The sequence below is a fragment of the Lentzea roselyniae genome, assembly GCF_039537795.1.
GTDB lineage: Bacteria > Actinomycetota > Actinomycetes > Mycobacteriales > Pseudonocardiaceae > Lentzea > Lentzea atacamensis.
This window is the reverse complement of sequence record NZ_BAABBE010000013.1, coordinates 15,298-41,305: the sequence shown is the minus strand read 5'-3', so window position 1 is coordinate 41,305 and position 26,008 is coordinate 15,298. Positions and strand designations below refer to the sequence as shown.

Sequence of the window (26,008 nt, the reverse complement as noted above, 5' to 3'; positions counted from 1 at the left end):
GAACTTCTCTCTACTCAGGCTCGCATGGAAACGTGCAGCTGGGCACGGATCTCCGGGGTGAGCTGGAGACCGACCCGCTCCACCAGCCGGGTCATCGCGTAACCGATGAGCCCGATGTCGCAGTTGGGCGCGGCGAGCACGGCGAGGCAGGACCCGTCGCTGATGGACATCAGGAAAAGATAGCCCCGTTCCATCTCGACGACAGTCTGTTTCACCTCACCCGCCTCGAAACAACGCGCCGCGCCGAGGTTCAGCGAAACGAGGCCGGAGGACACTGCGGCCAGCTGTTCGGCGCGGTCGTGCGGAAGGCGGTCCGACGAGGCGAGCAACAGACCGTCCGCCGAGACGACGATCGCGTGCGCGACACCGGCGACCCTGCTGACGAAGTCCTCGACCAGCCAGCTGAAGTTGTCCAGTTCCTCAGTCGCGGTGGTCACTGGTGTTCCCTTTCTGCGATCACGGGGATGCCGCCGACGGCCGAGTCGAAGAGCGACTCACGGCCGAGCTGGACACCCTTCTGGTACGTGGCGAACCGCTGACGGAGCCGTTCCGCGGAACGACCTCCCGTCCCGGCGGCCGCCAGCTGCGGAACCGGTGACGACGGTTTGGGAGTGGAGCCCGGCACCAGGCGCGCCTTCGGGACGCGCTTGGGCAGGCCGTTCTCCGTCGTCAGCGCGGGCACGCCGGACTCCAGCGCACCGGCGGCACGCCAGCCCTCGTCGGCCGATCCCCAGTCGGACTCGGCGAAGTCGGCGACCGCGCGCGGCACCGCCGTTGGTGCCTCGGGCTTCGCGGGTTCCGCTGAACGCTGCCGCTTGGGCAGACCGTTCACCGTGGAAGGTTCGGACTCGGTGTCCGGCTCCGCTGCCGGAACGTCCTTTGTGGAATCAACGGCCGGCCGCTGCGGCGCGGCAGCCGGAGTCTGGAACCACCGCGACAGACTGTCCGCGGAGATCTCTCCGATGTCGTCGGAGATGGCCGGGAAGATCTCGGTCGCCTGGTCCGCGGATTTCGCGGGTTCCTCCGGGCGCTCGATCGGCGGCTCGTAGGAGTAGGCGTCCTCAGGGGACACCTCGGTCGGCTCGACCCGGGCGGTGAACAGGCCGTCGGCGGACGTCTGTTCGATGCGGTGACGGCCGGAGGGCTCGTCGGCCGCGGTGGCGGAAGGCACCACGACCGGGTGTTCCGGCGTCCACTTCGGCACACCGGCGAGACCCTCGTTGCTCGTCTCGGCGGGCGCGGCCGCGACCGGCAGCGGCAGCGCGGGAGCGGGTCCCTTGTGCAGCAACGAGATCGGCAGGATCACCTGGGCGGTGACACCGCCCTCGATGTCGTCGTTGTTCGCGAGCGTCACGCGGATCTCGTGGCGCTTGGCGAGCTGGCCGACCACGTACAGGCCCATCTCGCGGGCCACGGAGACGTCGACCTCCGGCGGCTCGGCGAGCTTCGCGTTGGCCTCGACGATGTCGGCGTCCTGCATGCCGACGCCGCGGTCGTGGATGCGGATCGCGATCTCGCCCTTGCGGGTTTCGATCGTGCGCACGGTGACCTTGGTGGTCGGCTTGGAGAACGCGGTCGCGTTGTCGAGCAGCTCGGCGATGAGGTGCGCGAGGTCGTTGACCACGCGGCCCTGCACCATCATGTCCGGCGTCGGCGCGATCTGGACGCGCGCGTACTTCTCCACCTCGGACACCGCGGCGCCGAGCACCTCGGCGATCGCGACCGGGCGGGTGACGCGGCGGTTGACCGTCGTGCCGGAGAGCACCAGCAGGTTCTCGCTGTTGCGGCGCATCTGCGTGGCGAGGTGGTCGAGCTCGAACAGCGACGCCAGGTGGTCGGGGTCCTGCTCGTCCTGCTCGAGCCGGTCGATCACGCTGATCTGGCGTTCCACCAACGCCTGCGAGCGCCGCGACAGGTTGATGAACATGTCGTTGACGTTCGCGCGCAGTGCCACCTGCTCGACGGCGAGGCGGACGGCTTCGCGCTGCACCAGGTCGAACGCCCGCGCGACCTGGCCGACCTCCTCGGTCGTGTTGAGCGGCACCGGGACGATCGCCTCTTCCGCGGCGCGTTCGGGGTCGCGGTGCGAACGAATGCGGCGAATCGCTTCCGGCAGCTGGTTGCGGGCGACGTCGAGGGCGCTGCGGCGGAGAACGCGCAGCGGCCGCAGCATCGACTGCGCGACCATCGCCATCAGACCGAACGCGACGATCAGCGACGCGGCGACCAGTGCGGCGTCGCGCCAGGCGTCCGTGCGCGCCTGGCCGGCCAGGCGCGTGGTCGTGGCGTCGGCCTGGGACTCCATCTCGCCGGCGACCTCGTGCACGAGGTTCGCGGTGCCCTCGCCGTCCTTGAGCACCTCGGCGTCCGAGATGGTCACCGGCTTGTTGTCGGCGTTCTGTGCCAGCGCGAGCTTCACCAGCCGGTTGCGACCGTCGACCGCGGCACCGGACACGACGTCCTGGAACTTCTGCCGGTTCGCCGGCGAGGCGACGTCGTTGAACTCGTTGAACGCGGCGTCCAGCCGGGACTGCGCGGCCCGCAGCTCGTCCGCGGCACCTGGCGCGAAACTCCTGCGCAGCGCGGTGGCCGTCAGGATCGCGTTCTGCTGGCCGATCTGCTCCTGCGCCTGGTAGAGCGCCTGCGCGGCGGCGACGAGCGGAACGATGGCCGGCTCGCTCAGGCTGGAGATCGCGGCGCGGTGCACCTGGCCGAGCGAGGCGATGATCTGGTTGTACGCACCGATCACGGCCATGTCCGGGTACTTCGTGCTCAGCAACGTGACGCGCAAGCTCGCCAGACCGTCCAGCGACTCCAACGACTTCGTGAAAGCTTCCTGCAGGGACTCGCTCAGCGCGGTCGTCGTCGCGCCCGCGTCCCGATACCTGCCCAGTTCCGTGTCGGTGGCGCCGGTGCGGGCCGCGTGCTCAGGACACGCGTTCTGCCTGCCGGCGGCAACACACTGCACTGCCCAGTCGCGCTCCACCTGGAGCGCGTATTCCACCTTCGCGGCCTGGTGGCTGACGGCGAGCTCGCGCTGCACGGTGCCGAAGAGCTCGACGTCGTCCAGCTGGCCGTTCAGGCGAAGGCCCGCGAGAGTCGCGGTGCTCAGGGCCGGAACTAGCAACACCACCGCGAGCTTGCTCCGCAACCGCCAGTTGCGTAGGCGGAACCGGTCGATGCCTCGCTGGTCCTCACGACCGCGCACCGTCAACACTCCCCGCCCCGTTTAATAGCTGCAAACTTGGTGGATCTTGGTGTAAAACGCACGGTTCTCATACCGCCGTTCGGACGACAAAACAGTTGGTTCCAGAATCAACAACTGACGGTCGCGCGGCTAAACGGCCTCTAAGCGATAATTCATCCGGCGGAAACGATGAGCGCGGGTGGCTATGATCACGGCGCGATCACAACCACCCGCGCTGTTCGTCAACTACCGGAGGGCTGGATGAGCATCGGCTTGACGTCGAGCTCCTTGTCCAGCAGCCCGTAGCGCTGCATCAGCTGCGTGACCCGCTGCAGCCGGGTCGCGTCGAGCGAGGTCGGGAAGGCACCGAAGTGGACGAGAGCGGCGGTTTCCTTGTCGACCTTGGCGTACTCGACGAGCAGCGGCTCGACCGTGGGACGGTCGGCGGCGTCCGCCTGACCCTTGGCGATCGCGCGCTGGAACGCGGCGACGGTCTTGGGGTTGTTCTTGGCGAACTCGCCGCTGGTCGCGTAGCCCGCGATCGGAATGTTGTCGGTCGGGCCCGACGCCGCGTCCAGGATCTTGACCTGGCCGGCGGCACGCTGCGCGCGGGTGATGAACGGCTCGACCATGAACGCCGCGTCAACGGTCTTGTTCTGGACCGCGGCCTGCATGTCCGGGAACGGCATCTCCTTGAACGTGACCGACTTCGGGTCGACGTTCGCCGCTTCCAGCGTGGCCTTCGCGGTCAGTTCCGCGATGTTCTTGAACGTGTTGATCGCGATGGTCTTGCCCGCCAGGTCCTTGGGGCTCTTGATGGCCGAGTCACCGGCCGCCAAGATCAGGAACATGTCGGGTTTGGCCTGGTAGCCATCGGCGATGAGCTTGATCCCGTCGACCTGCTTGGCCGCGTCCTTCGACTGGGCGGCGAAGAACGAGACCCAGTTGCCGAACGTCATGTCCAGCTCTTTGTTGATCAGGCCGGGGATCGCCTGAGCACCACCCTGGATCGTCTTGAGCTCGACCTCGAGACCCTCGGCCGCGAAGTAGCCCTTCTTGCTCGCCACGTGCACGGAGGCCACGTCGAGGATCGGCAGGACCCCCAGGGTGATCTTGGCCTTTTCGACCTGGCCGTTCCCGTTGGTCGCGGGAGCCGGATCCTTGCCGCCGAGCAGTCCACAGCTCGCCACGGTGGCGAGCAGCGTGGCGAGGGCGACGCCACGGACGGCCATACGGCGGACTCTTCGAGTCATCGGGAGCACTCTCCTGTCGGAGCGGTGTCGTCGTTGCGGGGAAAGGCGCGACGGTCAACCACTCAGAGTAATGATGCTGCTCCAAAAGACCCCAGTTGACCGACACACGCAGGTTCCAGTCCACTACCTGCGGTGAGCATCTAAGCACAGCAGACCTAGGGCTAGGAGAACCCCAGTTGAAGCGCGCTGTTGCCGTCGTAGGCGCCGGGCCGGCCGGTCTGACCTTGGCAAACCTGATCCAGCAGTCAGGTATCGACTGCGTTGTCCTCGAAAAAGCTAGTCGCACTCATGTGGAAACCCGGCCACGCGCGGGAGTGCTTGAACACCGCTCCGTGACCATGCTGGAGTCGTTCGGACTCGCCGATCGTTTGCTGATGGAAGCAGACCGTCACGGAACGTGTGAATTCCGCGTGAACGGACAGGCGTTCCAGGTGGCGTACAGCGATCTGTACGAGGGGCAGAACCACTACGTCTACCCCCAGCAGGAAGTGGTCAAGGACCTCATCGCGGCATTCCTCGACGGTGGCGGTGACATCCGGTTCTCGGTCAGCGACGTGGAGTTGCGGGATCTCACCTGTTCCAGCCCTTCCGTGGCCTGGACCAGCACAGATGGCAGACGTGAAGAAATTTCATGTGACTTCGTCGCCGGGTGCGACGGGTTCCACGGCGTGTGCCGGCCGTCGATTCCCGACGGAGTTCTGACAGAATTCTCGCATCACCACGGGATTGAGTGGCTCGCAATTCTCGCAGAGGCGCCGCCGTCCACTAAAGCCATCATTTACGCGCTGCACGAGGACGGTTTTGCCGGACACATGTTGCGGTCGCCGACCATTTCTCGCTTCTACCTCCAGGTGCCGGTCGGAACAAAAGCTTCGGATTGGTCCGACGAGCAGGTGTGGGAGGCCTTGCACAAGCGGTTCGCACTCCACGGTTCGACTTGGTCGCTGACCGAGGGAAAGATCGTTGAAAAGCGAATCCTCGACATGCGCAGCCACGTGGTCGAACCGATGTCGTACGGCCGGCTATACCTGCTGGGTGACGCAGCCCACATCATCACGCCGGTCGGCGCGAAGGGCATGAACCTCGCGATGAACGACGCGGCAACGCTCTCACGTGCACTGACGGAGTTCTACGCGACCGGTTCGGAGACCGGTCTCAAGACCTACTCCGACGACTGCCTGCGCCGCGTCTGGCGGGCCCAGGAGTTCTCGCAGTGGATGGTGAACATGATCCACACGGACGTCAGCTCCCCGTTCTTCGGACGCTTGGCGCAGGCACGGCTGGAGCACCTGGCCGAGTCGCCCGCGTACCGCGCGAGCTTCGCGGAGAACTACGTTGGCCCCTGAGGGCACAATCTCCCCCTGTGGGGTGACTCCCGGGCTCCCCTAACGGGTGAGACCAACCCCCTAGGGGCCTGCTTTCGTCACGATCTGGGGCCAACTCCCGATGCCGGGGGATGTCGATCATCCATATGGTGCAACACGACATCCCCCGATTCAGCTACAGGAGCTTGAGTCCCATGCAGCAGACCGAGACGACCCCGGTGCAGACCGCCCCGACCACGGTGGAGTCCACCCCGACCACGGTGGAGACGGGCAACACCACGGTGGCGACCGGTGGCGCCACGGTGGAGACCGGCGGCACCACGGTGCAGGCCGAGCCGACCACCCTGCACGACTTCACTCTCGGCCTCCTGACCGACCTCGACGCCCGTGAGGCGTTCCAGCAGGACCCGCTGGGCTGCCTCGAGGCCGCCGGCCTGAGCGACATCACCGCGGGCGACGTCCACGACATCCTGCCGCTGGTGCTCGACGCCGCGTCCGTGCCGAACGTCGAGGGCATCGACGACATCCTCGGCGGCGAGCTGCCGGCCGTCGACAGCCTGCTGCAGATCGCGGGCAACGTGGAGGGTGTCACCGGCGTCGCCGACGTCGCCACGCCGTCCGCCATCACCGCGCTCGTCTCGGACGTCTCCGGCCTCGGCGACTTCTCCGGCCTGGGCGACGTGTCGGGCACCCTCGACTCTGTCGTCTCCACCGTTCCCGCCGTCCCCGCCGTTCCCGCCGTCCCGCAGGCGACCGAGGTCGTCTCCACCGTCACCGACGTCGCCGCGCACGCCAACGTCGAGTCCGTGGTCGGCCAGGCGGTCGAGGTGGCGGGCGCGAACGGTGTCACCGACGTGCTGGTCAAGGACCTCGACGCCGACGTCCTCGTGAAGGACGTCATCGACTCCGACGTGCTGGTCAAGGACGTCGTGGACGTCAAGGACGTCGCGAACGTGACCGACAACGTCGTGCAGGTCGGCGACGTGCACCACGACCTCGGCCAGGTCATCGGTGACGTCAAGCTGGGCGACCTCAACCTCCTCGACGGCGGCGTCGGCAACCACAACGACGTGGACATCCACTTCTGATCGTTCTGCCACTGCTCTTCGAGCGGTTCACGGGGAACGGCAGGCGGGCGCTCTGCGACTCTGCCCCCGAGGCGCGGGTGCCCGCCTTCCCCGGTTGTACGCACACACCTCCTCTTCGCACGGTGACGGCTTCTCGTCGGCTGGCGGGCCACCCGCAAGCCCTGTCGCCGTGCGATACAGCTGGGCCCCGGACCTCGGCGGGTCCGGGGCCGAGTGGCGTGGCCCGGAACGTTGCCGGGCGAATTCGCGGTCAGACGGGTGCATCGTGGTGCCGCCCCCGCGTCCTCATACTGGACTCATACTGGATGTATGGGGCGCGGGGGCGATGCCGCGAGGTGCCCCGCTGAGCGTGAATTACCCAGCCGACGTTCCGGGTCACGCCACCAGTGAGGCTTCGCCTCGGACCGCCGAGCACCGGACCCCGGCTGTTGATGAGGGGAGCTTTCTTCAACCTCAGGTTTAGGAAAGCTCCCCTCATAAAGATCCACAGCGACCGGGCCGACGGCGCCCCGAAACCCGACTCAACCGTTCAGAATCCGAACCCCCAGGATCTAGCTGTCTGTGCTTGGCGCAGGTCTGCCGTCAGGCCGCGTCGTAGAGCACAGCCACCCCTCGCTCCATCGCCTCCCGGACACGGTGCAGGTCCACCGGGGATCCGTGCGCACGGCCCGCGTCGACCACGTGCCACACGTCGGACGGCGTGACTCCGACCGGCAGGTCCAGGTACCAGGCGAACCCGCGCGGCCGCGGCACAGCACCGGCCTCGACGAGGTAGGAGTTGACGAACGTGTTGATGATGTCCTGGTCAGGGTGCATCGGTGCGGGCGTGCGCACCACTCGGCGCGGACCGGCGACCCACGCCAGGAGCAGCTCATAGCCGTTGTCCGGCAACGCGAGCAGCCGCCGGCCTTCCAGGAGCACGACTCTGTCCCTGCCCCCGCCGGACACCTCGACAGGCTCCGCGTCGACGACGAGGAAGAGGCTCCAGTCCGTCACGCCGGGAAGTGTGTCAGGACGAGACCGTCTCGCTCAGCGACTCGCGCTCGGCCGCTGCCCACTTCTCCACGTCCATCGCCGCCGGCTTGCCGACGTTGAGCAGCCGCGCCACCTTCGACCTCAGCTCCACGAACACCTCGTCGGTCCGCGTCGTCACCTGGTTCCGCTCCGCGGGCAACGGCACCTCCAGATCCGCCACCAGCCGCGCGGGAGACCCGGACAGCACCAGGATCCGGTCCCCCAGGTACACCGACTCGTCGATGTCGTGCGTGACCACGAGAACGGTCGTGTCGTGCTCACGGCGCACGCGAAGCAACAGGTCTTCCAACTCGAACCGGGTCTGCGCGTCCACAGAGGCGAACGGCTCGTCCATCAACAACAAGGCAGGCCGGTAGGCGAGAGCGCGCGCGATCGCCACACGCTGCTGCATGCCACCGGACAGCTGCCACGGCCGCTTGCGAGCAGCTCCGGCCAACCCCACCCACTCCAGAGCCTCAGCGGCACGCTTGCGACGTTCCGCGCGCGGCAGAGACCGCAGCGGGAACTCCACGTTGCCCTGCACGGTGAGCCACGGGAACAACGAGCGCGAGTAGTCCTGGAACACCACGGCGAGATGCGAGCCGTGCAGGGACACGTCGCCACGCGAAGGCGCGACGAGGCCGGAGATCGTGCGCAGCAAGGTGGACTTGCCGCAGCCCGACGGGCCCACCACGCACACCAGCTCGCCGGCGCGCACGGTGAACGACAGGCCACCGATGGCCTCGTGGTCGCCGTACGTGTGGCCGAGGTCGGCCACCTCAAGCATGTTGCTCATCACGACTCCTCGGTTGCCAGGCCAACGCTCTGCGTTCCACCGCCAGCAGCGCGGTGTTGAGTCCGTAGCCGAGCACGCCCAGCAGGACGATGCCGGCCCACATGCGCGTGTAGTCGAACTCGCGCTGTGCCTGCATGAGCTGCGAGCCGATGCCGTTGTCCGTGCCCACCAGCTCGGAGATCACCATCAGCACGAGAGAAAGCGACAGCGAGACCCGCAGCCCGGCGAAGATCTTGGGCGACGCGGCGGGCAGGACCACGCCGAGCACCCACTGCCAGCGCGGGATCTGGAAGACCGCCGAAGTGTCCACTTTGGTCACGTCAACGGAGCGGGCACCGTCCACGCTGTTCAGCAGCACCGGCCAGACGACGCCGAAGACGATCGTCGCGAGCTGCATCGACGTGCCCGCCTTGAACAGCAGCAGGAACACCGGCACCAGCGCGGGTGGCGGGATCGAGCGCAGGAACACGAGCAACGGGCCCGCGTACTCCATCGCCCGCTCCGAGCGGCCCAGGAGCAGGCCCAGCGACACACCGATCACGCAGGCGATCGCCCAGCCCGACAGCAGCCGCGTCACCGACGGCACGATGTGCTCGGTGAAGTTCGACGGTTCGACGACCCACCACTCGTAGGCCGCGGTGAGGATCTTCGACGGCGGCGGGAAGAACGGGTCGTCGGCGAACCAGCCGAGCAGTTGCCACACGACAACCAGCCCGGCGAAAACGGTCCACCGCTGCAGGAACTTGCTCACCAGGCCACCCATCGCCGGCGGACGCGCTCGAGGCCGTTGTTGAGCAGGACGCCGATCGCGCCCGCGACCACGGTGCCGACCAGCACCTGGTCCATCCGGCCCGGTCCGCTGCGGGCCTCCATGATGAAGTAGCCGATGCCGATCTGGCTGCCGGCCATGAGCTCCACGCTCACCATCACGACCAGCGCCGTCGTCGCCGCGAGCCGGATTCCGGTGAGGACGAACGGCAGTGCGCTGGGCAGGGCGACCAGGAACAGCACTCCGATTCGGCCGGTCCCGAAAACCCTTGCCGTGTCAACGAGGAGCGAGTCCAGTTCGTCCAGCGCGTAAATGGTGTTGAAGAGGATCGGCCACAGTGCCGCGTAGACGGCCAGCGTGATCTTGGTTTCCGGGCCGAAGCCCAGCATCACGAGCGCGAGCGGAATCAGTGCCACAGAAGGGATCGGGCGCAGGAACTCGATGACCGCGCGCGTCGCGTGCCGGACAGCGGGGATGCTGCCGAGCACGAGTCCACTCGGCACCGCGATGACGACGGCGATCACGATGGCGATCAGCAGTGCCAGGACCGTTGCCACGACATGACTGATGAAGTCCGGCGAAGTCAGCTGCGTGACGAGCTCACCGACCACGACGGACGGTGGCGGGAGCGCCTCTGCAGGGATGAGAGGAGAGCGTCCTAAGAGCTCCCACAGCACGAGGAACCCGGCGATGCCGAGAAGCCCCCTTGTGAACGCACGCACTCGGTCACCCTAGAGAGTGGATCTCCTGTTCACAATGCGTGCCGGCCCAACTCCGGGTTGTTTCCCACACATCAGCGCGATTCAGCAGACCTCGACGCGCTCCACTTCGCCGAAGCTCTTCACCCATTCGGAGTCCGTGAGCCGTGCGCCGTCTTTTTCACACATCCTCTTGATGATCCGGGCGCTGTCGAGGTCGTACGGCAGCAGCTCGGGATCCCGGCCCCCGCTGCGCACGAGGAAGTCCTGGTACTGCGACCGGTACACGGCACGCATCGACTGGCCGTGCCCGGAGACGTACACGAGCCGGTCCGCCTGGCGACCCGACGTGTAGAGCTGCTGCACCTCGAAGATGTTGTCGCGGACCACGGCCACGCGGCCGTCGTCGGAGAACGTGACACGGGCCCCCGTGCGCATCACGCTGTTGAGCGTCGCGCGGAGCACGGGCGCGCCGCTGGGCACGCGCTGCCACACCTCGACGATGGACTCCGGCGAGTGCTCGACGGCGAGCCAGCGACCGTCGCTCGAGTAGGTGAGACTGCGGACGTAGACGGGCTGGACCAACGCCGGCGCGGCTGGTTCGTAGGTGCCGCCGATCCGCCAGAACTCGATCGTCGAGTTGCCCGACGCCGGGTCCCACACGGAGGTCGCGAGCTCGCGGCCGTCCTGGCTCAGCGCGACGGTCTCGGGGTTGCGCACCGGCATCGGCAGCTCGCGGGGTCTGCGGGGGTCGCCGAGGTCGAGCAGCATCGAACGCTCGGACGCGTCCGGCGTCGGCAGTCCTGGGACGACCGCGCCGCCGATCTTGCCGACGATCCGCGAGCCGTCCGGGCTGATGTCGAGCGTCCGGAACCGGTCGGGCAGCGGCGCGAGGTAGGTGAGGTCATTCGCGTCGTTGACGGCCCACAGGTGCTCCTGGTCGGCGGGGTCCTTCGTGACGACCCGGCGTTCGGCGAGCTTGACGACCCGGTGCCGGTCGAAGAACCTCTTGCCCGGCACCGCGCTGTCCTCGTCGAGGCTCCACATGCGGTCCGTGCCGTCCTCGTCGGTCACCGCGGCGAGCTCACCGCGCGGCGCGACCAGCACGTCGGCGTTGTCCGCCGGGGTGCCGGTGAACGGGATCCCACGCGTTACCGCGTTGGCGAGCCGCAGCACCTTCTCCGCCTCGGCCGACGGGTTGACCTTGTAGCCGACCAGCGCGTACTTGTCCGCGTACGGCCGACGCTGCTCCATCAGCGCCGAGGACTCGGAGATCGCCTTGCCGCCGAGCTCCCTGTCGTACAGCTGGCTGATCTTGCGCTCGTTGGCCAGGGCGTAGATGACGGTGCCGGGCACGAGCGCGACCAGCACCGCCATCACCGCGATCAACGCGGTCGAACGCCGGGTCTCGCGCCTGATGCTGATGTCGACGAACCGGCGCTCGTGCACCGTCAGGAAGTCGCCGAGCTCCTTGGCCTTGCGCAGCCGCGCGCCCCGGTAGAGGGCCAGCGGGTCGCGGTCGCTCGCCTCCCACAGCTCGATCGCGGTGACGAGCTGCTCGTGCGTGCGGAGGTTGTCGCGTTCCTCGTCGATCCACTCGGTGAGCCTGGGCCAGCGCAGCACCGCGTCGTGGGTGAGCTCGGCGCCGTCCTCGGTCAGCGTCACGAGCCTGGCCTTGGCGAGCAGGTCCAGCAGGTGCGGCTCGATGTCGAGCCTGCGGGTCCTGCGTTGCACGATTCCGTTGCGCTGCACCGAGATCAGCCGCAGGAAGACGCCTCTCGCCGCTCTTCTGCCGTCCTCGCTGAGGCTGTCGAAGAACGCGTCGGCCGCCCGCGCGACGACGTGTTCGATGCCGCCGGCCTCCTCGAACCCGGACTGGGACAGCGTCATGCCGCGCTTGCGCCGCCAGGTCTCGGTCAGCGCCTGCTGCACCAGCGGGAGCGCGTGCTGGTTGGCGGCGTCCGCGACCAGTCGCGCGATCACCGCGGTCTCGACGGTGGCGCCGATCTTGGCGGCGGGCTCGGTGATCGCGCGGCGCAGCTGGTCCGCGCTCATCGGCTCGATGACGATCTCGTTGCCGTCCAGGCCCTTCTCGTGGCACCGGTCGCGGTGGTCCGCGCGGACCGCGACGACGACGTGCGGGCAGCGGGTGAGGGCTGCGACGAAGTCCTGCTGGTCGAGCACCTGCTCGAAGTCGTCGACGAGGAGGGTGAGGCCGGGGCGGTGCTGGCGAATCCTCAGCCGGAGGTGGTCGGGGTCCTGCCGGAACTCGGCGCTGAGCTGCTCGGGCGTGGTGTTCTCGAAGATCTCGGCGAGGGTGCGGGCGAGGTCCTCGAGCGCGTTGCCCTTCGGCGTGATCACCACGGCGTCTTCGAGGGCGGGCTTGATGCCGGCGGCCAGCAGCGAGGTCCGGCCCGACCCGGAGGCACCGACGAGCACGGTGAGCGGCCGCACCCTGACCGACTCCACGACCTGCTCGACGAGGTACTCGCGGCCGAAGTACCTCTTCGCATCATGCTCGCCGAACGGTTCAGTGCCCGGATACGGTGCGTTAGGATGCAATGGCAGTGCGTGCTCGGCTGCGAGCTCACGCCACCGCTTGGTCCACGGCGCGGGATCAGCTTCACACGCCCGGACGAACGCCAGCGTCAGCGCGAGGGACGGCAGCTTCCGCCCACCCGCCGCGTCGGACAACGCGGTGGGCGAGTAGTTGGCCCGCCGCGCCAGCTCGCGGTAGCTCGGTTTGCCTGCTTGGTCACGCAGTCTGCGCAGGTCACCGGCGAACCGCAGCAACGCGGTGTCCTCCGGACCCAGCGGTCGTTCCCCTCGTGGCATGCCGCCTCCCGGCCGGATTGTCCACCAGAGCTTCGCCTGCCGTCTAACGGCCCGCTAAGCGCTGACCATCCGCAGGCCTGCTTCGTGATCGCTCCACGTCATCGGACGTGCCGCTCAGTCCTGGCACGGCGGCGCGAAGTCCAGGTCGCCGAAGTACCGCCGCCACTCCTCGCGGCTCATCCGCGGATGGGCCTGTTCGCAGATCCGGACGGCCGGGTCCCGCGGGTCGGCGTTCCACAGCCGCACCGCCCGGTCCGCACCACCCGTCACCACCTCGTCGCCCTTCGGTGTCAGCCCCACCGCGGCGACCGGACCGGTGTGGCCGCGCAGCAGCGCCTGCTCGACGGGTTCCTCCTGGTCCTCCAGCTGCCACAACCGCACCAGACCGTCGTCGGTGGCCACCGCGACGCTGCCCGTGCCGAGCCACGCCGAGGTGACCTCGCCGCCGCCGGACGGGATCTCGGCACGCAGCACGGGATCACGCGGGTCGGTGGTGTCCCAGAGGTGGACGGCGGTGGCGGCTGTGGTCATGAGCAGGTTCCGGCCGGCGAACTGGGCGCTGCCCGCGAACTTCTCGGTCAGGGAGAGAAGCGCGGCCTCACGAGGAGCGGTGACGTCGACGAGGTGGACGGCGCGGCCGGTCGTGACGGCGGCGAGGACGTGGCCGTCGTCGCGGAAAGCCATGCCCGCCAACGGTCCCAGGCCGAGCTGGACGGTGTGGAGCAGTCTCGGGCGTTCGCGGCGGAGGTCGGTCCAGAAGCTCAGGACGCCGTCGTGGCCGGTGGTGACGAGAGTGCTGCCCTGCCAGGCGATGGCGGCGGCGCGGGCGGGGAGGACGGTCAGCCGGCGGGGCTTGCCGAGGAAGACGTCGACCACGTGCACGGCGCCGTCCTCGCCGACAGAGGCGACCAGGCCACCGGCCGAGTCCATCGCGAGGGCCGTGACGGCGCCGGCGTGCCTGGTGGCTTCGTGGGAAGTGCGCGGGGACGGCAGGTCGTCGAGGTCCGTCAGCACCACCGCGCCGTCGCGGTGGCCGGTCGCCACCTGTTGCCGGGTCGGGCCGACGACCAGTGCGGACACTTCGGACTCGGCGTCGCGCAGCACCTGCGAGGGGACGTCCTCCTGCCGCAAACCGTTGCGCGCCTGGGGCAACGGCACCATCTGGTAGGCCGCGAGGGCGACCTGCTGGGCCAGCGCGGGGTTGGTGGAACGCAGTACTGCAGCGTCGCCGACGGCCCTCAACACGGCGGCGGCGGTGCGTTGCTCGTCGGCGGTTCTGGCGGCCTGCAAGGCGAAGATCGTCGAGCTGGCGGCGACGACGACCAGAGCGGCCAGCGCGACGAGCAGCTGACGTTGGCGGCGGGTGCGTCTTCGTGCACTAACCGAGATCTCGTGCTCGGCGGCCAGGCTCGCGGCGAGGAACGCGCGTTCCCTGGAGTTCAAGGAAAGTCCGGACGGGACGGTGGCCAGCCGGCGGCCGCGGTACAACGCGCCGGGGTCGCGGTCGAGGGACTCCCAGGTCTGCGCGGCGTGCGTGAGTTCGCGCTGTGCCTTGATGTTCTCGCGGTCCTCTTCGATCCACCGGGCGAACGCGGGCCAGCCGCGGATCAGCGCCTCGTGCGCCAGTTCGACACCGTCGCGGTCGATCACGACGAGCCGGGCCGCCGCCAACGCGCACAGCACGTCCTCGTCGGCTTCGAGCTCGTCCTTGTGCGCACGGCGTTTCGTGTCCTCCGCGGTCACGAGCCGCAGGAGGATCCGTTTGGCCTGCTGCTGTTGCCCGGCGGTGAAGCCGTCGAAAACCTCCTGCGCGGTACGGGCGACGGCGTGTTCGAGGCCGCCGACCTCCTCGTAACCGGCGAGCGTCAACGTCATGCCGCGACGGTGCTGCCAGGTCTCCGCCAGCGCGTGGGACAGCAGCGGCAACACGGCGGCCTGCCCCACCGCGTCCGCCATCAGCCGCGCCAGCAACGCCGTCTCGACCTTGGCCCCCGCCACCCCGGCGGGTTCGGTGATGGCGAGGCGCAGCTCGTCGGGCCTCATCGCGCCGACCATGACCTGACTGCCGCGCAGCACCTCGACGAGTTCCGGATATTGCGTGCAATGGCCGTAGTAGTCGGCGCGCACGCCGATGACGACCTTCGTACATCTCGTCAGTGCCGCGATGAGCCACACGCGAAGCTCTTCGTCGCGGCACAACGTGAACAGCTCCTCGAACTGGTCCACGACCACGAGGTGCCCGTGCTTGCGGCGAAGCACCTCCGGATCTTTCAGCTCCTCCGCGAGCTCGACCGCATCCGCACCCGTGAGCCGGGCGAGCGCGACCGCGCACTCCTCCACGGGGTTCGCGCCGGGCGTGAACAACAGGACGGGCTCGCGCGTGCGGGCGATGAGACCGGCCCGCAGCAACGAGGACTTCCCCACCCCGGACGGCCCGAACACCCCGGTGAAGCGGTGCCTCGTGATCAGCAGCTCAGCCGTCAACCGCTCACGCCCGAAGAACTTCGGCGCGTCGTCCGGCTGGAACATCGCCAGCCCGACGTACGGGCTGTCCCCTGCCGCCCGCGCCTCCGTCTCGGCCACGGCACGCCACCGCCGCGCCCACTCCTCCGGGTCGGCGTCACAGGCCTTGGCGTAGGCCTTCGTCACGGCAAGCGACGGCAGCTTCCGCCCGCCCGCCGCCTCCGACAACGCGGCGGCCGAGTAGTGCGCACGCCGGCTCAGCTCCCGGTAGGTCGGGCTGCCCGCACGCTCCCGCAGCCGGCGCAGATCGGCGGCGAACCGCAGGAGACCGCTCTCGCCCTCCTCGAGAGGGCGTTCCCGTCTCGGCATCCCGTCATTGTTCAGAGAACTTTGTTCAGCGGCCAACGGCTGACCGTGAACAACCCGAACGCCCTAACGTGGAACGCCGGGGAAGAAGCCCGGTGCTCGCGCCCCGAACCGGCGCCGGTGTGGCCGTGGGTGGCCGCCCCCCCCGGTGCCACCCACGGCTCAGCAGACGGGCACCCGCTCGACGTCCGGCAGGTATCTCGCCCACTCCTGGTCGGACAGTGCCGCACCGCCGAGGCACAGATCTTCGATCACCTGGTCGACGTCCGTGCGCAGCAGCCAGATGTATCCCTTCGTCAGCGCGATGAACCCGTACGGCGGCGACCAGTGATCAACCGCGGTCACGTTGTCGGGGAAGTTCTCGAACGCGGCCACCCGCACGGGCTTGCCGCGCTGCGCCAGGTCCCAGACGTGCACGGCGCGCTCCGTGCCGAGGAGCACCCGGCGACCGCCCGGGGCGAACTCGACCATGGGTTCGGCGCGGGGCAGGGTGGCGATGTCGGCCCACACCACCGGATTCGCGGGGTCGGCGACGTCCCACACCTGCACCTTGCCCTCCACCGAGTTGACCATCAGGAGAAACCTCCCGTCCGCGCTGACCTGGAAGGGTTCCCAGGACCCCTGCGTCACGTTCGCGTACACCCGGTTGACCGTGTCACCGTCGAGCCGCCAGATCTCGACGGGTCCGGCATTCAACCGGGACACGGCCAGAATGCGGCCGTCCGGCGACATCCTGTGACCGATTGTCCACACCGTGTTGTTCAAAGCGCATGGCCGACCCCTTACAACGTGTTCGCCGTAGCGTTTGCGTTGCAGGTGGTGATCGGGGGATCGCCTGGGGGTGCCCCTCCGGACTCGGGGGGCCGGAGGGGCACGGGGGTCGTCAGAGTGTGATCACAAACCGGCGAACACGTCCACGTCTTGTTGTTCAGCGTGAGCCGACGGCCGTGGACAACGCGATCTCCCTAGCCTCGCCTCAGCCGGTCAGCGGCCGGAACGAGCACGAGGGGGAACCGTTGATGATCAATGAGGCAGGTGGGGCGGCGACCGAGATACCCGCGCGGATGGTGTGCGAGGTCGATCGCGGCATCTACGTGAGACGAACGGACGAGCCGCCGCGGTACGTACCGGCGGGGACGAAGATCTTCATCGACGCGTGGGCCGGTGCGGGCTGGTATCGCGGCCGGCTCTGGGACTCTCGTGCGGAGGTGTACGTGCACGCGGGCGATCTCGGGTTGTCCTACGAGCAGTGACGAGTGCGTGTCCCTCCGGCGGGCCGGAGGGACACGTCTCTCAGAGACCGACGAGCTTGTAGAGACCGCCGACTTCCTGGCGGTTGAGCACGCGCATCGAGCCTGGGCGCTGGTTGCCGAGCGACACGTCACCGATCGCGACGCGCACCAGCGACTGCACCGGGTAGCCGACGTGCTCGAGCAGCCGGCGCACGATGTGCTTGCGGCCCTCGTGCAGGACGACCTCGACCAGGGCCTTGCCCGGCACGGCGCTGATGAGCTTGAAGGAGTCGACCTTGATCGGCCCGTCCTCCAGCTCGATGCCGGCCTTGAGCTTCTTGCCGAGGCCCTTCTCCACCGGGCCGGGGACCTCGGCGAGGTAGGTCTTCATGACGTTGTAGCTCGGGTGCATGAGCCGGTGCGCGAGCTCGCCGTCGTTGGTGAGCAGCAGCAGGCCCTCGGTCTCGGCGTCGAGGCGGCCGACGTGGAACAGGCGCTCCTTGCGGTTGCGCACCAGGTCGCCCACACACGGCCGGCCCAGGTCGTCCTCCATCGTGGAGAGCATGCCGAACGGCTTGTTCAGCGCGATGGTGACGACGTCCTCGCGGATCTGCACCCGCACGCCGTCGACGTGCACCACGGCCGTCTCGGGGTCGATCCGGCGCCCCTGCTCGCGCACAACCTTGCCGTCGACCTGGACGCGGCCCTGGTCGATCAGCTCCTCCGAAGCACGGCGGGAGGCGATCCCCGCCTGTGCGAGCACCTTCTGCAGGCGCACGCCCTCGTTCTCAGACATCGTCGATCGCATCCACTTCGGGCAGCAGCGGCGCGATTGGCGGCAGGTCGTGCAACGACGACAGCCCCAACCGCTCCAGGAACAGTTCGGTCGTGCGGTACAGGATCCCACCCGTGTCGCTGTCGGTGCCCGTCTCCTCGATGAGCCCCCGCGCGACCAGGGTCCGGATCACACCGTCCACGTTGACGCCACGCACCGCCGCGACCCGAGCCCTCGTGACGGGCTGCCGGTAGGCGATCACCGCGAGCGTCTCCAGGGCCGCGCGGGTGAGTTTCGCGCGCTGGCCGTCGAGCAGCAGCTTCTCCACGAACGGGGCGTACCGGTCTCGCGTGTAGAACCGCCAGCCGTCTCCCGCCCTGCGCAGGTCGATGCCACTGCCGGACTCGGTGTACCGGCTGGAGAGTCTACGGAGTGCCTCCTTGATTCGCTTAACCGGCTGCTCAAGGGCACTGCTGAGCTGGTCTTCCGCGATCGGGCTGTCGACCACGAGGAGGACGGACTCCAGTGCGGCGTCCAGTTCCCGCTCGTCGGTGAGGTCGGGGAGGCCGCTGTCCTCGATGGCCTCCTCGGGGGCGGCGGCGAGGAGCTGGGCTTCGAGGGTGGCGGCGTCGGGGTCGGCTTCCGGCTCAGGCTCGGAGTCGGATTCCGGTCCAGGTTCGGGCTCGGAGGCGGGCGCGGGCTCGGGGTCCGCGTCGGCCTCCGCTACCGACTCTGGCTCGGCGTCCGCGTCGGCCTCCGCTACCGACTCGGGCTCGGCGTCCGCGGCGACCTCGGCCTCAGCCTCGGCCGCCTCCGGCGCTGCAGCGGCGTCGTCCACCCGACGGTCTCCGTCGAACGCCGGCCCGGGGTTCTCGATCTCCGCCGCGTCCGGCCCGACCAGTGGCTCACTCATCGAAACTCCAATTGGCGGAAGTCCCGGCCTCGTGACCGGGAACCAGCCGATCCCTCGGAATCAGCCTCAGATCGTTGCCTGCAAGAATGTGAACGGTGAGCAAGACGCTGGTGAAGCGGGCGTTCAAGTACCGTTTCTATCCGACCGATGCTCAAGCAGCAGAGCTGTCGCGCACGTTCGGGTGTGTGCGTCTGGTCTACAACAAGGCCCTGGAAGCGCGCGCTGCGGCATGGACTCAGAACCAACGGCGAATCACCTACGGCGACACTTCGGCCATGCTCACCGCCTGGAAGAAGACCGAGGAGTTGGCGTTTCTGGGCGAGGTGTCCAGCGTCCCGCTGCAACAGACGCTGCGGCATCTGCAGAGCGCATTCAGTCACTTTTTCACCCGGCGTGCGCGACATCCGCGGTTCAAGTCGCGCAAGAAGTCCCGTGCTTCGGCGGAGTACACGCGCTCCGCATTTCGCTGGCGTGATGGCCGACTCGTGTTGGCGAAGATGTCCGAGCCGCTGGCGATCAAGTGGTCCCGGCCGCTTCCAGAAGGCGCCGAACCTTCGACCATCACGGTGTCCAGAGATAGCGCCGGTCGCTGGTTCGTGTCGATCCTGGTGGAGACCAGCGTGGATCACTACTTGCCCACGGCCGGAGCTGTGGGCATCGACGCAGGCCTCACCACGTTGGTCACACTCTCCACCGGGGAAAAGGTCACCAACCCGCGACACGAAAGGCGGGACCGGCAGCGGCTTGCCAGAGCCCAACGCGCACTGGCTCGCAAGCAAAAGGGTTCTGCAAATCGGGAGAAGGCGCGTCGCGCAGTCGCGTGCGTGTACGCCCGTATCGCCGATCGACGGCGGGACTTCCTGCACAAGCTCAGCACTCGGCTCGTTCGTGAAAACCAAACGATCGTGATCGAGGACTTGAACGTGTCCGGCATGCTCCGAGGCCGGCAGGCGCGTGCCATCTCCGACGCATCGTGGTCGCAGCTGCGGTCCATGCTCGAGTACAAGGCTGCGTGGTACGGCCGCGACGTGATCGCCATCGACCGGTGGTACCCGTCGAGCAAAATCTGCTCGGCCTGCGGGACGCTGACTGGCTCGATGCCGGTGAGCGTGCGGGTGTGGGCGTGCCGGTGCGGCGCGACCCACGATCGGGACGTGAACGCGGCGAAGAACATCCTGGCCGCCGGGCTGGCGGTCACAGCCTGTGGAGACGGTGTAGGACCGACCCGGCACGAACCGGTGAGGCAACCGTCACAACCTCCCTACCAAGGGTGAAGAAGCAGGAACTGTCGGGCGCGAGCCCGATGGAAATCCCCGCCGACCAGGCGGGAGGAAGGTCAACCGCCGTAGTCCTCGTCCTCATCGCCGGCGTGCACCTGCGCCTGCGCTTCCTCCAACGTCCCACCGACCCACGTCACCTGCAGCGGCCCGAGCGGATCCTCCTGCTCGAAGGCCAGCGACTTCTCCCGGTACAGCTCCAGCAGCGCCAGGAACCGCGCCACGATCTCCATCGTCTCGGTGCAGTCGGCGACGATCTCCGCGAACGACGCCGTGCCCTTCTCGATCAGCAACGCGCGCAGCGTGTCCGCGGTCTCGCGGATCGACACCCGGTGCTGGTGGATGTGGGCCACCGACAGGGTGCGCTTCTGCTTCGGGCGGAAGGAGGCGGCCGCGATCAGGGCGAACTTCTCGGGCGTCACGCCGAGCATCACCTCGGGCAGCAGGCCCTCGAACCGCGGCTCCAGCGACACCGACCGCGGATAACGGCGATAGGCGCCCTGCTCCAGCTCGGCGAACAGGGCCGCGACCTGCTTGTAGGCCCGGTACTGCAGCAACCGCGCGAACAGGAGGTCCCGCGCCTCCAGCAGCGCCAGGTCGTCCTCGTCCTCGACGTCGCCGGCGGGCAGGAGCCGGGCGGCCTTCAGGTCCAGCAGGGTCGCCGCGATGACCAGGAACTCGGTGGTCTCGTCGAGGTCCCACGAGTCCCCCATGGCGCGGATGTGCGCGATGAAGTCGTCGGTGACCTGGTGCAACGCCACCTCGGTCACGTCGAGCGTGTGCTGGGAGATGAGCTGGAGCAGCAGGTCGAACGGGCCCTCGAAGTTCGTCAGCCGGACCTTGAACTTGCCGTCATCAGCAACAGGAGCTTCCTCTGTCACTGCTCGCGCAACCTGCGTACCAGCAACGACGCGTCTCCGTGCGTTTCGAGGTCGTCCAGCACGATGGCGATCGCCTCACGCACCACCCGGCCGCGGTCGACGCCCAGGCCGTGCGAGGCGCGCAACGAGAGCCGCGCCTGCTCCAGGGCCAGCAGCTCCTCGTCGGACACGTACACCGTGATCTTCGTGGTGTGCTTCGTCCGGCCGGAGCCGCGGCGTTGCTGCGGGGCGACCTCTTCCGGAGCGGGAGAAGGGGACGCGGGCGCAGCGGTCAGCCGGAAGAGCTCGGCCGCCCCCGGCAGTGAAGGGCGACGGTTCACCGGGCGATCACCTCGCGGGCCAGGGCGCGGTAGGCGTTGGCGCCGGAGGACCGCGGTGCCCAGCGCGTGATCGGCTCACCGGCCACGGTGGTCTCCGGGAAGCGCACGGTGCGGTTGATGACCGCGTCGAACACGATGTCGCCGAACGCCTCCACGACGCGGGCCATGACCTCGCGCGAGTGCAGCGTGCGCGGGTCGTACATCGTGGCGAGGATGCCGGTGATGTTGAGCTTGGGGTTCAACCGTTCCTTGACCTTCTCGATGGTGTCGATGAGCAGCGCCACCCCGCGCAGCGAGAAGAACTCGCACTCCAGCGGGATCAGCACACCGTCCGCGGCCGCGAGGGCGTTCACCGTGAGCAGGCCGAGCGAGGGCTGGCAGTCGACCAGCACGTAGTCGTAGTGGTCGATGACGGGACGAAGGGTGCGCACGAGCGTGTGTTCGCGGCCCACCTCGGACACGAGCTGGATCTCGGCCGCGGACAGGTCGATGTTGCTCGGCAGCAGGTCCATGTCGTCGACCATGGTCTTGCGGATGACGTCGCCTACGGCGGTGTCACCTTCCATGATCACGTTGTAGATCGTGGTTTCCAGCTGGTGGGGGTGCACGCCCAGGCCCACCGACAGCGCGCCCTGCGGGTCGAAGTCGACCAGCAGCACCCGTCTGCCGTACTCGGCCAGCGCCGCGCCCAGGTTGATGGTCGACGTCGTCTTTCCGACGCCGCCCTTCTGGTTGCACACCGCCAGGATCTTCGCCGGGCCGTGGTGCAGCAGCGGCGGCGGATCGGGGGTGTGGCGACGTGGGCGGCCCGCCGGGCCGATGCCGTCGACCTGCTCCGTGGCAACGTCGTCCACCGGCGCGGCGTGCGGAGCCAGGCTCAGATCGGCACGGGGCGCGAAAGCGTGCTCCGGTGTCGACATGGCTGGCGTTCCCTCACTGGTCGTAGTCGTCTCTCCGGGCGCAGCCTAGGCCGCACCCGTGCGAGCGGCAACGCGCCTCGCCGGTGTTTGTCAAGACTGAGTTAGGCGGGCACATCCGTTCGTGTGCGCCGGTCAGCGGCGGAAAGCACCACGTCCAGGAGCCCGGGGAACAGAAGATCCAGGTCATCACGGCGCAGCGACACCCAGCGCTGGTTGCCGCGGCAGCGTGTTCGGGTGATGCCTGCTTCTCGCAGCACGCGCAGGTGCTGGGAGAGGGTCGACTTCGCCACGTCAACCTCGAAGGCCCCGCACAGCCTCTCCCCGCTCGACTGGATCTGGCGAACGACCGCGAGCCTGGTCGGGTCGCTCAGCGCGTGCAGCACGGCGGCTAGATCAATGGCCTGTGGGGACGGCTCGTCCAAGTTCGGCACCTGACCACCGTACCCGTGGAAGCCTCATGTTCCAGTGGCCCGAGGGTGTGCAGTTGCGTAGACCTCCCTCAAAGTCGTAACGGTTACCAGTGTGTACACCTGAGTGGTCGTAACCGATGCGTGCCCGAGAAGTTCTTGAACCACCCGAACGTCAGCACCCCCTTCGAGCAGATGGGTGGCGAACGAATGTCGCAACGTGTGGGGTGACACCGCGGCGGTGATCCCGGCTTCCTCCGCGGCGGTCTTCAGAACCGTCCACGCGCTCTGCCGGGAAAGCCTGCCCCCACGTGCATTCAGGAACAATGCAGGTGTCCCACGACCCTTGGCCGCCAGCGCGGGCCGCGCGCGAACCAGGTACGCGTCCACCGCCGCCAACGCCGGCCGTCCAACCGGGACGAGCCGCTGTTTTCCGCCCTTTCCGTCGAGCAGCACGGTTCGTTCTCCGGCATCGATGTCATCAATGTCGAGTCCGACGACCTCGGAGATGCGCGCGCCGGTCGAGTACAGCAACTCCAGCAACGCCTTGTCCCGCAGGTTCCCGACGGTGTCGAGCAGCGTCAGGACATCGTTGACAGGCAAGGCTTTCGGCAGCCTCTTGGGCGGCGATGGCGGATGCACGGCCCTTGCGACGTCATGGGGCACCACACCTTCCCTGTGCGCGAAGCGGTGCAACCCGCGCACGGCCACCAACGTCCGGGCGGCCGACGACGCCGCGAGCCCGCTCTCCCGCAACGCCGCCAGGAACTCGCTCACGTGCGACTCGGTCACCGCGCCCAGTTCCGTCACCCCGATCGACTCGAGGTGCTCGGTGTAGCGGCGCAGGTCGCGGGTGTAGGAGTCGAGCGTGTTGCGGGCGGTGCCGCGTTCGACGGCGAGGTGGTCGAGGTAGCTCGCCACCAGGTCTGCAATCACGCGAGTCCTTCCAGCACGATCTCTCCATCGCGCGCGTTGACGCCCTTCGCGAGCGCCGGATCTTCCGTGATCGCTCGTTCAAAACCCTTGTCCGCCAACGCGATGACGTACGACAATGTCACGTTCGTCAACGCGTACGTCGACGTGTTCGGCACTGCGCCCGGCATGTTCGCCACGCAGTAGAACACGGAGTCGTGCACGCGGTAGGTCGGGTTGTCGTGCGTGGTCGGCCTGGTGTCCTCGAAACAGCCGCCCTGGTCGACCGCGATGTCCACCAGCACGCTGCCTGGGCGCATCCGGGACACGAGCTCGTTGCTCACGAGCTTCGGGGCCTTCGCGCCCGGCACCAGCACCGCGCCGATCACGAGATCCGCCCAGCAGCAGGCCTTCTCGACCTCGTAGACGTTGGACGCGATCGTCTGCAGGTGCCCGCGGTAGGTGAAGTCGATCTGCCGCAACCGGTTGACGTTGGTGTCGAGCACGACCACCTCGGCCTGCATGCCGATCGCCATCGTCGCCGCGTTCATCCCCGCGACGCCCGCGCCGATCACCGCGACCTTGCCGGCCGCCACACCAGGCGCACCACCGAGAAGAACGCCGCGGCCGCCCTGCGCACGCTCCAGGCAGTGCGCGCCGACCTGCGCCGCCATCCGCCCCGCGATCTCGCTCATCGGTGCCAGCAGCGGCAGGGAACCGTCCGGCAGCTGCACGGTCTCGTAGGCGATGGCCGTGATGCCCGCGGCGGCGATGGCCTTCGTGCACTCCGCGCTCGCCGCGAGGTGCAGGTACGTGAACAGCACCTGATCGCGGCGCATGCGGTGGTACTCGGGCTCGATCGGTTCCTTGACCTTCAGCACCAGGTCCGCGGACGCCCACACCTCGTCCGCGGTGGCGGCGATCCGCGCGCCTGCGGCGATGTACTCGTGATCGGGGAACGACGAACCAGCTCCGGCGTCGTGTTCGACGACGACCTCGTGCCCGCGGCGGACCAGCTCGACCACACCGGCGGGCGTGATCGCGACGCGGTACTCGTGGTTCTTGATCTCCTTTGGGACACCGACCAGCATCGTCGCAGCGTATTCCCGATATCGATCTGCTGCATCGGATACCGTGCGCAGTTGTGTCAGAAGCATTCGGGCCGGAGCAGCAGCGCATCGGCAACCAGCAGCGCGAAGAGGCGATCACCGCGCTCAACGACCACTTCGCGCTCGCGCGGCTCGACATCGGCGAGTACCAGGAGCGGGTGAACCGCGCGTCCGGCGCGCAGACCTACTCCGAGCTGGCGGAACTGTTCCGCGACCTGCCGCAGCCGCATCCGCCGTTCCTCGCGCCGCCCTCGGTGCCGTTCGCCGCGGTTCCGCCGCCGCCACCGGGTTTCGCGCCCCAGCCCACGCAGCCGTACTACCCGCCGCCCACCGGCCAGCAGTACGCCGTTCCGCCGCCTCCTCCCGGCATGGCCGCGGGCATGGGCTACGCGAACCCGGCCGCCCCGTACGGCTACGACCCGATCACCGGCGTGCCGCTGTCGGACAAGTCGAAGATCGCCGCGGGCGTGCTGCAGCTGTTCCTGGGCAACCTGGGCATCGGCCGCTTCTACACCGGGCACGTCGGCATCGCCGTCGCCCAGCTGCTGACCTGCGGTGGCTGCGGCATCTGGTCGTTGATCGACGGGATCATCATCCTGGTCAACGGCGGCACCGACGCGCAGGGCCGCAAACTCCGCGACTAGTCCTTCTCGGCGGCCGCCTTGACCGAGGCGGCCTCCGTCTCCACGTACCGCTTGATCAGCGATCGGGTCATCAGCCAGCCGATCCCCGCCAGTGGACCGGAAGCGGTCAGGGCAAGGGTGAGCCGGCTCCCGTCGGCGTGCGGCTCAACGTCGTGCGCGGCGATGACGGTGACACCGGGCGACTTCGACTCCCAGGTGAACGACTTCCCAGCGGTCAGCTCGGTGACGGTCCACACCGCCGGGGAGAACCGGGGCTGCCGCAACCGGGTGCGCGAGCCGACCGCCAGGGGTCCGTCGTCGAGACGCTCCACGGAGTCGACCGTCGGGATCCGCTCCGGCCAGCGTTCGACGTCGGCCACGACGTCGAAGACGCGCTCCGGCGGGGCCGCGATGACCACGGAATGCTGCAGGCCAGCCATGCGCCGAGTCTAGATCCCGGCGAGGTTGCGGCCTACGCCCCAAACAGCCGCCACGACGAGAACGGCGACACCGACCCGTTTCGGCACGGATCGCCGTTCCCCGGTCCACCGGTCGCGAGTCCACCGCGCGAACAGCCACACGGCCAGCGGCACGCCCAACGCGAGCAACACGGCGTTGAAGTGGAATGCACCGACGACATCACCGTGCAGCAGCGCGTGCACCATGCGCGTGGCTCCGCACGCCGGGCAGTTGAGGCCCGTCAGCCAGTTGAACGGGCATTTCGGCAGCAGGTTGCCGGGCTGGTTCGGGTCGACGAACAGCAGCAGCACCGCACCGGCGCCGCCAAGAGCCAAAACGCCGAGAGGCGCGCGCAACCGGGTGAGCGCACCTCTCAGCGTCTTCAT

Annotated in this window: 25 protein-coding genes; 5 read left to right on the top strand and 20 right to left on the bottom strand. The window is 68.4% G+C overall.

Features of this window, described 5'->3' with window-relative positions; translation table 11 throughout:
• Positions 1 to 14: 14 nt before the first annotated feature.
• From ABFX45_RS23480 to ABFX45_RS23470, 3 genes are all read right to left on the bottom strand, one after another.
• Entirely contained in the window at positions 15 to 437 is a 423-nt protein-coding gene (locus tag ABFX45_RS23480) for a roadblock/LC7 domain-containing protein (protein WP_030468876.1), read from the bottom strand.
• On the bottom strand, positions 434 to 3,208 hold the full coding sequence (locus ABFX45_RS23475; RefSeq protein WP_233439575.1) for a nitrate- and nitrite sensing domain-containing protein: 2,775 nt from the start codon (positions 3,206 to 3,208) through the stop codon (positions 434 to 436). Before ABFX45_RS23475 ends, ABFX45_RS23480 begins: the two co-directional genes overlap by 4 nt.
• 221 nt (positions 3,209 to 3,429) lie before the next feature.
• Positions 3,430 to 4,440 carry an ABC transporter substrate-binding protein gene (locus ABFX45_RS23470; protein ID WP_109637158.1) on the bottom strand — a complete coding sequence of 337 codons (1,011 nt, stop codon included), beginning with the start codon at positions 4,438 to 4,440 and terminating at the stop codon, positions 3,430 to 3,432.
• A gap of 176 nt (positions 4,441 to 4,616) precedes the next feature.
• On the opposite strand from ABFX45_RS23470, the gene ABFX45_RS23465 reads away from it, so the two are divergent.
• Positions 4,617 to 5,786, top strand: a complete 1,170-nt coding sequence (locus ABFX45_RS23465) for a 4-hydroxybenzoate 3-monooxygenase (RefSeq protein ID WP_346131939.1) — start codon at positions 4,617 to 4,619, stop codon at positions 5,784 to 5,786.
• Positions 5,787 to 5,959: 173 nt separating this feature from the next.
• On the top strand, positions 5,960 to 6,853 hold the full coding sequence (locus ABFX45_RS23460; RefSeq protein ID WP_346131938.1) for an IniB N-terminal domain-containing protein: 894 nt from the start codon (positions 5,960 to 5,962) through the stop codon (positions 6,851 to 6,853).
• A gap of 582 nt (positions 6,854 to 7,435) precedes the next feature.
• Here the strand turns inward: ABFX45_RS23460 and ABFX45_RS23455 are convergent.
• The 7 genes from ABFX45_RS23455 to ABFX45_RS23425 all read right to left on the bottom strand — a co-directional run bounded on the left by ABFX45_RS23455 (position 7,436) and on the right by ABFX45_RS23425 (position 16,499).
• Positions 7,436 to 7,849 (bottom strand): DUF5956 family protein, encoded by a 414-nt coding sequence (locus ABFX45_RS23455; protein WP_346131937.1) that lies wholly within the window; start codon positions 7,847 to 7,849, stop codon positions 7,436 to 7,438.
• Positions 7,850 to 7,862: 13 nt separating this feature from the next.
• Entirely contained in the window at positions 7,863 to 8,663 is an 801-nt protein-coding gene (locus tag ABFX45_RS23450) for an ABC transporter ATP-binding protein (protein WP_109637154.1), read from the bottom strand.
• The gene (locus ABFX45_RS23445; RefSeq protein WP_407656930.1) at positions 8,647 to 9,414 is read right to left on the bottom strand and encodes an ABC transporter permease; all 768 of its coding nucleotides are present in this window, start codon (positions 9,412 to 9,414) and stop codon (positions 8,647 to 8,649) included. Before ABFX45_RS23445 ends, ABFX45_RS23450 begins: the two co-directional genes overlap by 17 nt.
• Positions 9,411 to 10,154 carry an ABC transporter permease gene (locus ABFX45_RS23440; RefSeq protein ID WP_346131936.1) on the bottom strand — a complete coding sequence of 248 codons (744 nt, stop codon included), beginning with the start codon at positions 10,152 to 10,154 and terminating at the stop codon, positions 9,411 to 9,413. The genes ABFX45_RS23445 and ABFX45_RS23440 overlap by 4 nt, the downstream gene beginning before the upstream one ends.
• Before the next feature lie 81 nt (positions 10,155 to 10,235).
• Positions 10,236 to 12,965, bottom strand: coding sequence for an nSTAND1 domain-containing NTPase (locus tag ABFX45_RS23435; RefSeq protein ID WP_109637151.1), 2,730 nt, complete (start codon positions 12,963 to 12,965; stop codon positions 10,236 to 10,238).
• Between the two features lie 114 nt (positions 12,966 to 13,079).
• Entirely contained in the window at positions 13,080 to 15,797 is a 2,718-nt protein-coding gene (locus ABFX45_RS23430; RefSeq protein ID WP_346131935.1) for an nSTAND1 domain-containing NTPase, read from the bottom strand.
• Positions 15,798 to 15,956: 159 nt separating this feature from the next.
• On the bottom strand, positions 15,957 to 16,499 hold the full coding sequence (locus ABFX45_RS23425; protein WP_346131934.1) for a WD40 repeat domain-containing protein: 543 nt from the start codon (positions 16,497 to 16,499) through the stop codon (positions 15,957 to 15,959).
• A 314-nt stretch (positions 16,500 to 16,813) separates the two neighbouring features.
• On the opposite strand from ABFX45_RS23425, the gene ABFX45_RS23420 reads away from it, so the two are divergent.
• Positions 16,814 to 17,047 carry a hypothetical protein gene (locus tag ABFX45_RS23420; protein ID WP_146231575.1) on the top strand — a complete coding sequence of 78 codons (234 nt, stop codon included), beginning with the start codon at positions 16,814 to 16,816 and terminating at the stop codon, positions 17,045 to 17,047.
• Positions 17,048 to 17,087: 40 nt separating this feature from the next.
• Here ABFX45_RS23420 and ABFX45_RS23415 read toward each other — a convergent pair whose 3' ends face one another.
• Positions 17,088 to 17,822, bottom strand: a complete 735-nt coding sequence (locus ABFX45_RS23415; RefSeq protein WP_109637147.1) for a pseudouridine synthase — start codon at positions 17,820 to 17,822, stop codon at positions 17,088 to 17,090.
• Positions 17,815 to 18,714: an SMC-Scp complex subunit ScpB gene (gene scpB, locus ABFX45_RS23410; RefSeq protein WP_346131933.1), complete on the bottom strand. Its 900-nt coding sequence runs from the start codon at positions 18,712 to 18,714 to the stop codon at positions 17,815 to 17,817. Before scpB ends, ABFX45_RS23415 begins: the two co-directional genes overlap by 8 nt.
• A gap of 95 nt (positions 18,715 to 18,809) precedes the next feature.
• Here scpB and ABFX45_RS23405 point away from each other — a divergent pair, with 95 nt between their 5' ends.
• The gene (locus ABFX45_RS23405) at positions 18,810 to 19,988 is read left to right on the top strand and encodes an RNA-guided endonuclease InsQ/TnpB family protein (protein ID WP_346131932.1); all 1,179 of its coding nucleotides are present in this window, start codon (positions 18,810 to 18,812) and stop codon (positions 19,986 to 19,988) included.
• Positions 19,989 to 20,050: 62 nt separating this feature from the next.
• Here the strand turns inward: ABFX45_RS23405 and ABFX45_RS23400 are convergent, their stop codons facing one another.
• The 6 genes from ABFX45_RS23400 to ald all read right to left on the bottom strand — a co-directional run bounded on the left by ABFX45_RS23400 (position 20,051) and on the right by ald (position 24,522).
• Positions 20,051 to 20,872 carry a segregation and condensation protein A gene (locus ABFX45_RS23400; protein ID WP_109637145.1) on the bottom strand — a complete coding sequence of 274 codons (822 nt, stop codon included), beginning with the start codon at positions 20,870 to 20,872 and terminating at the stop codon, positions 20,051 to 20,053.
• On the bottom strand, positions 20,869 to 21,192 hold the full coding sequence (locus ABFX45_RS23395; RefSeq protein ID WP_109637144.1) for a hypothetical protein: 324 nt from the start codon (positions 21,190 to 21,192) through the stop codon (positions 20,869 to 20,871). Before ABFX45_RS23395 ends, ABFX45_RS23400 begins: the two co-directional genes overlap by 4 nt.
• Positions 21,189 to 22,112, bottom strand: a complete 924-nt coding sequence (locus tag ABFX45_RS23390; RefSeq protein ID WP_109637143.1) for a ParA family protein — start codon at positions 22,110 to 22,112, stop codon at positions 21,189 to 21,191. The genes ABFX45_RS23395 and ABFX45_RS23390 overlap by 4 nt, the downstream gene beginning before the upstream one ends.
• Positions 22,113 to 22,213: 101 nt before the next feature.
• Positions 22,214 to 22,543 (bottom strand): ArsR/SmtB family transcription factor, encoded by a 330-nt coding sequence (locus tag ABFX45_RS23385; RefSeq protein ID WP_109637142.1) that lies wholly within the window; start codon positions 22,541 to 22,543, stop codon positions 22,214 to 22,216.
• 24 nt (positions 22,544 to 22,567) lie between these two features.
• On the bottom strand, positions 22,568 to 23,443 hold the full coding sequence (gene xerD / locus ABFX45_RS23380) for a site-specific tyrosine recombinase XerD (protein WP_170154998.1): 876 nt from the start codon (positions 23,441 to 23,443) through the stop codon (positions 22,568 to 22,570).
• Between the two features lie 8 nt (positions 23,444 to 23,451).
• Positions 23,452 to 24,522, bottom strand: coding sequence for an alanine dehydrogenase (ald, locus tag ABFX45_RS23375; protein ID WP_346131931.1), 1,071 nt, complete (start codon positions 24,520 to 24,522; stop codon positions 23,452 to 23,454).
• Between the two features lie 53 nt (positions 24,523 to 24,575).
• Here ald and ABFX45_RS23370 point away from each other — a divergent pair, with 53 nt between their 5' ends.
• Positions 24,576 to 25,184: an NINE protein gene (locus ABFX45_RS23370; RefSeq protein WP_109637140.1), complete on the top strand. Its 609-nt coding sequence runs from the start codon at positions 24,576 to 24,578 to the stop codon at positions 25,182 to 25,184.
• Here ABFX45_RS23370 and ABFX45_RS23365 read toward each other — a convergent pair.
• Both ABFX45_RS23365 and ABFX45_RS23360 read right to left on the bottom strand, forming a co-directional pair.
• On the bottom strand, positions 25,181 to 25,603 hold the full coding sequence (locus ABFX45_RS23365; protein ID WP_112227763.1) for an SRPBCC family protein: 423 nt from the start codon (positions 25,601 to 25,603) through the stop codon (positions 25,181 to 25,183). The two genes, ABFX45_RS23370 and ABFX45_RS23365, sit on opposite strands and share 4 nt — an antisense overlap.
• Positions 25,604 to 25,612: 9 nt before the next feature.
• Entirely contained in the window at positions 25,613 to 26,008 is a 396-nt protein-coding gene (locus tag ABFX45_RS23360) for a DUF2752 domain-containing protein (protein ID WP_109637138.1), read from the bottom strand.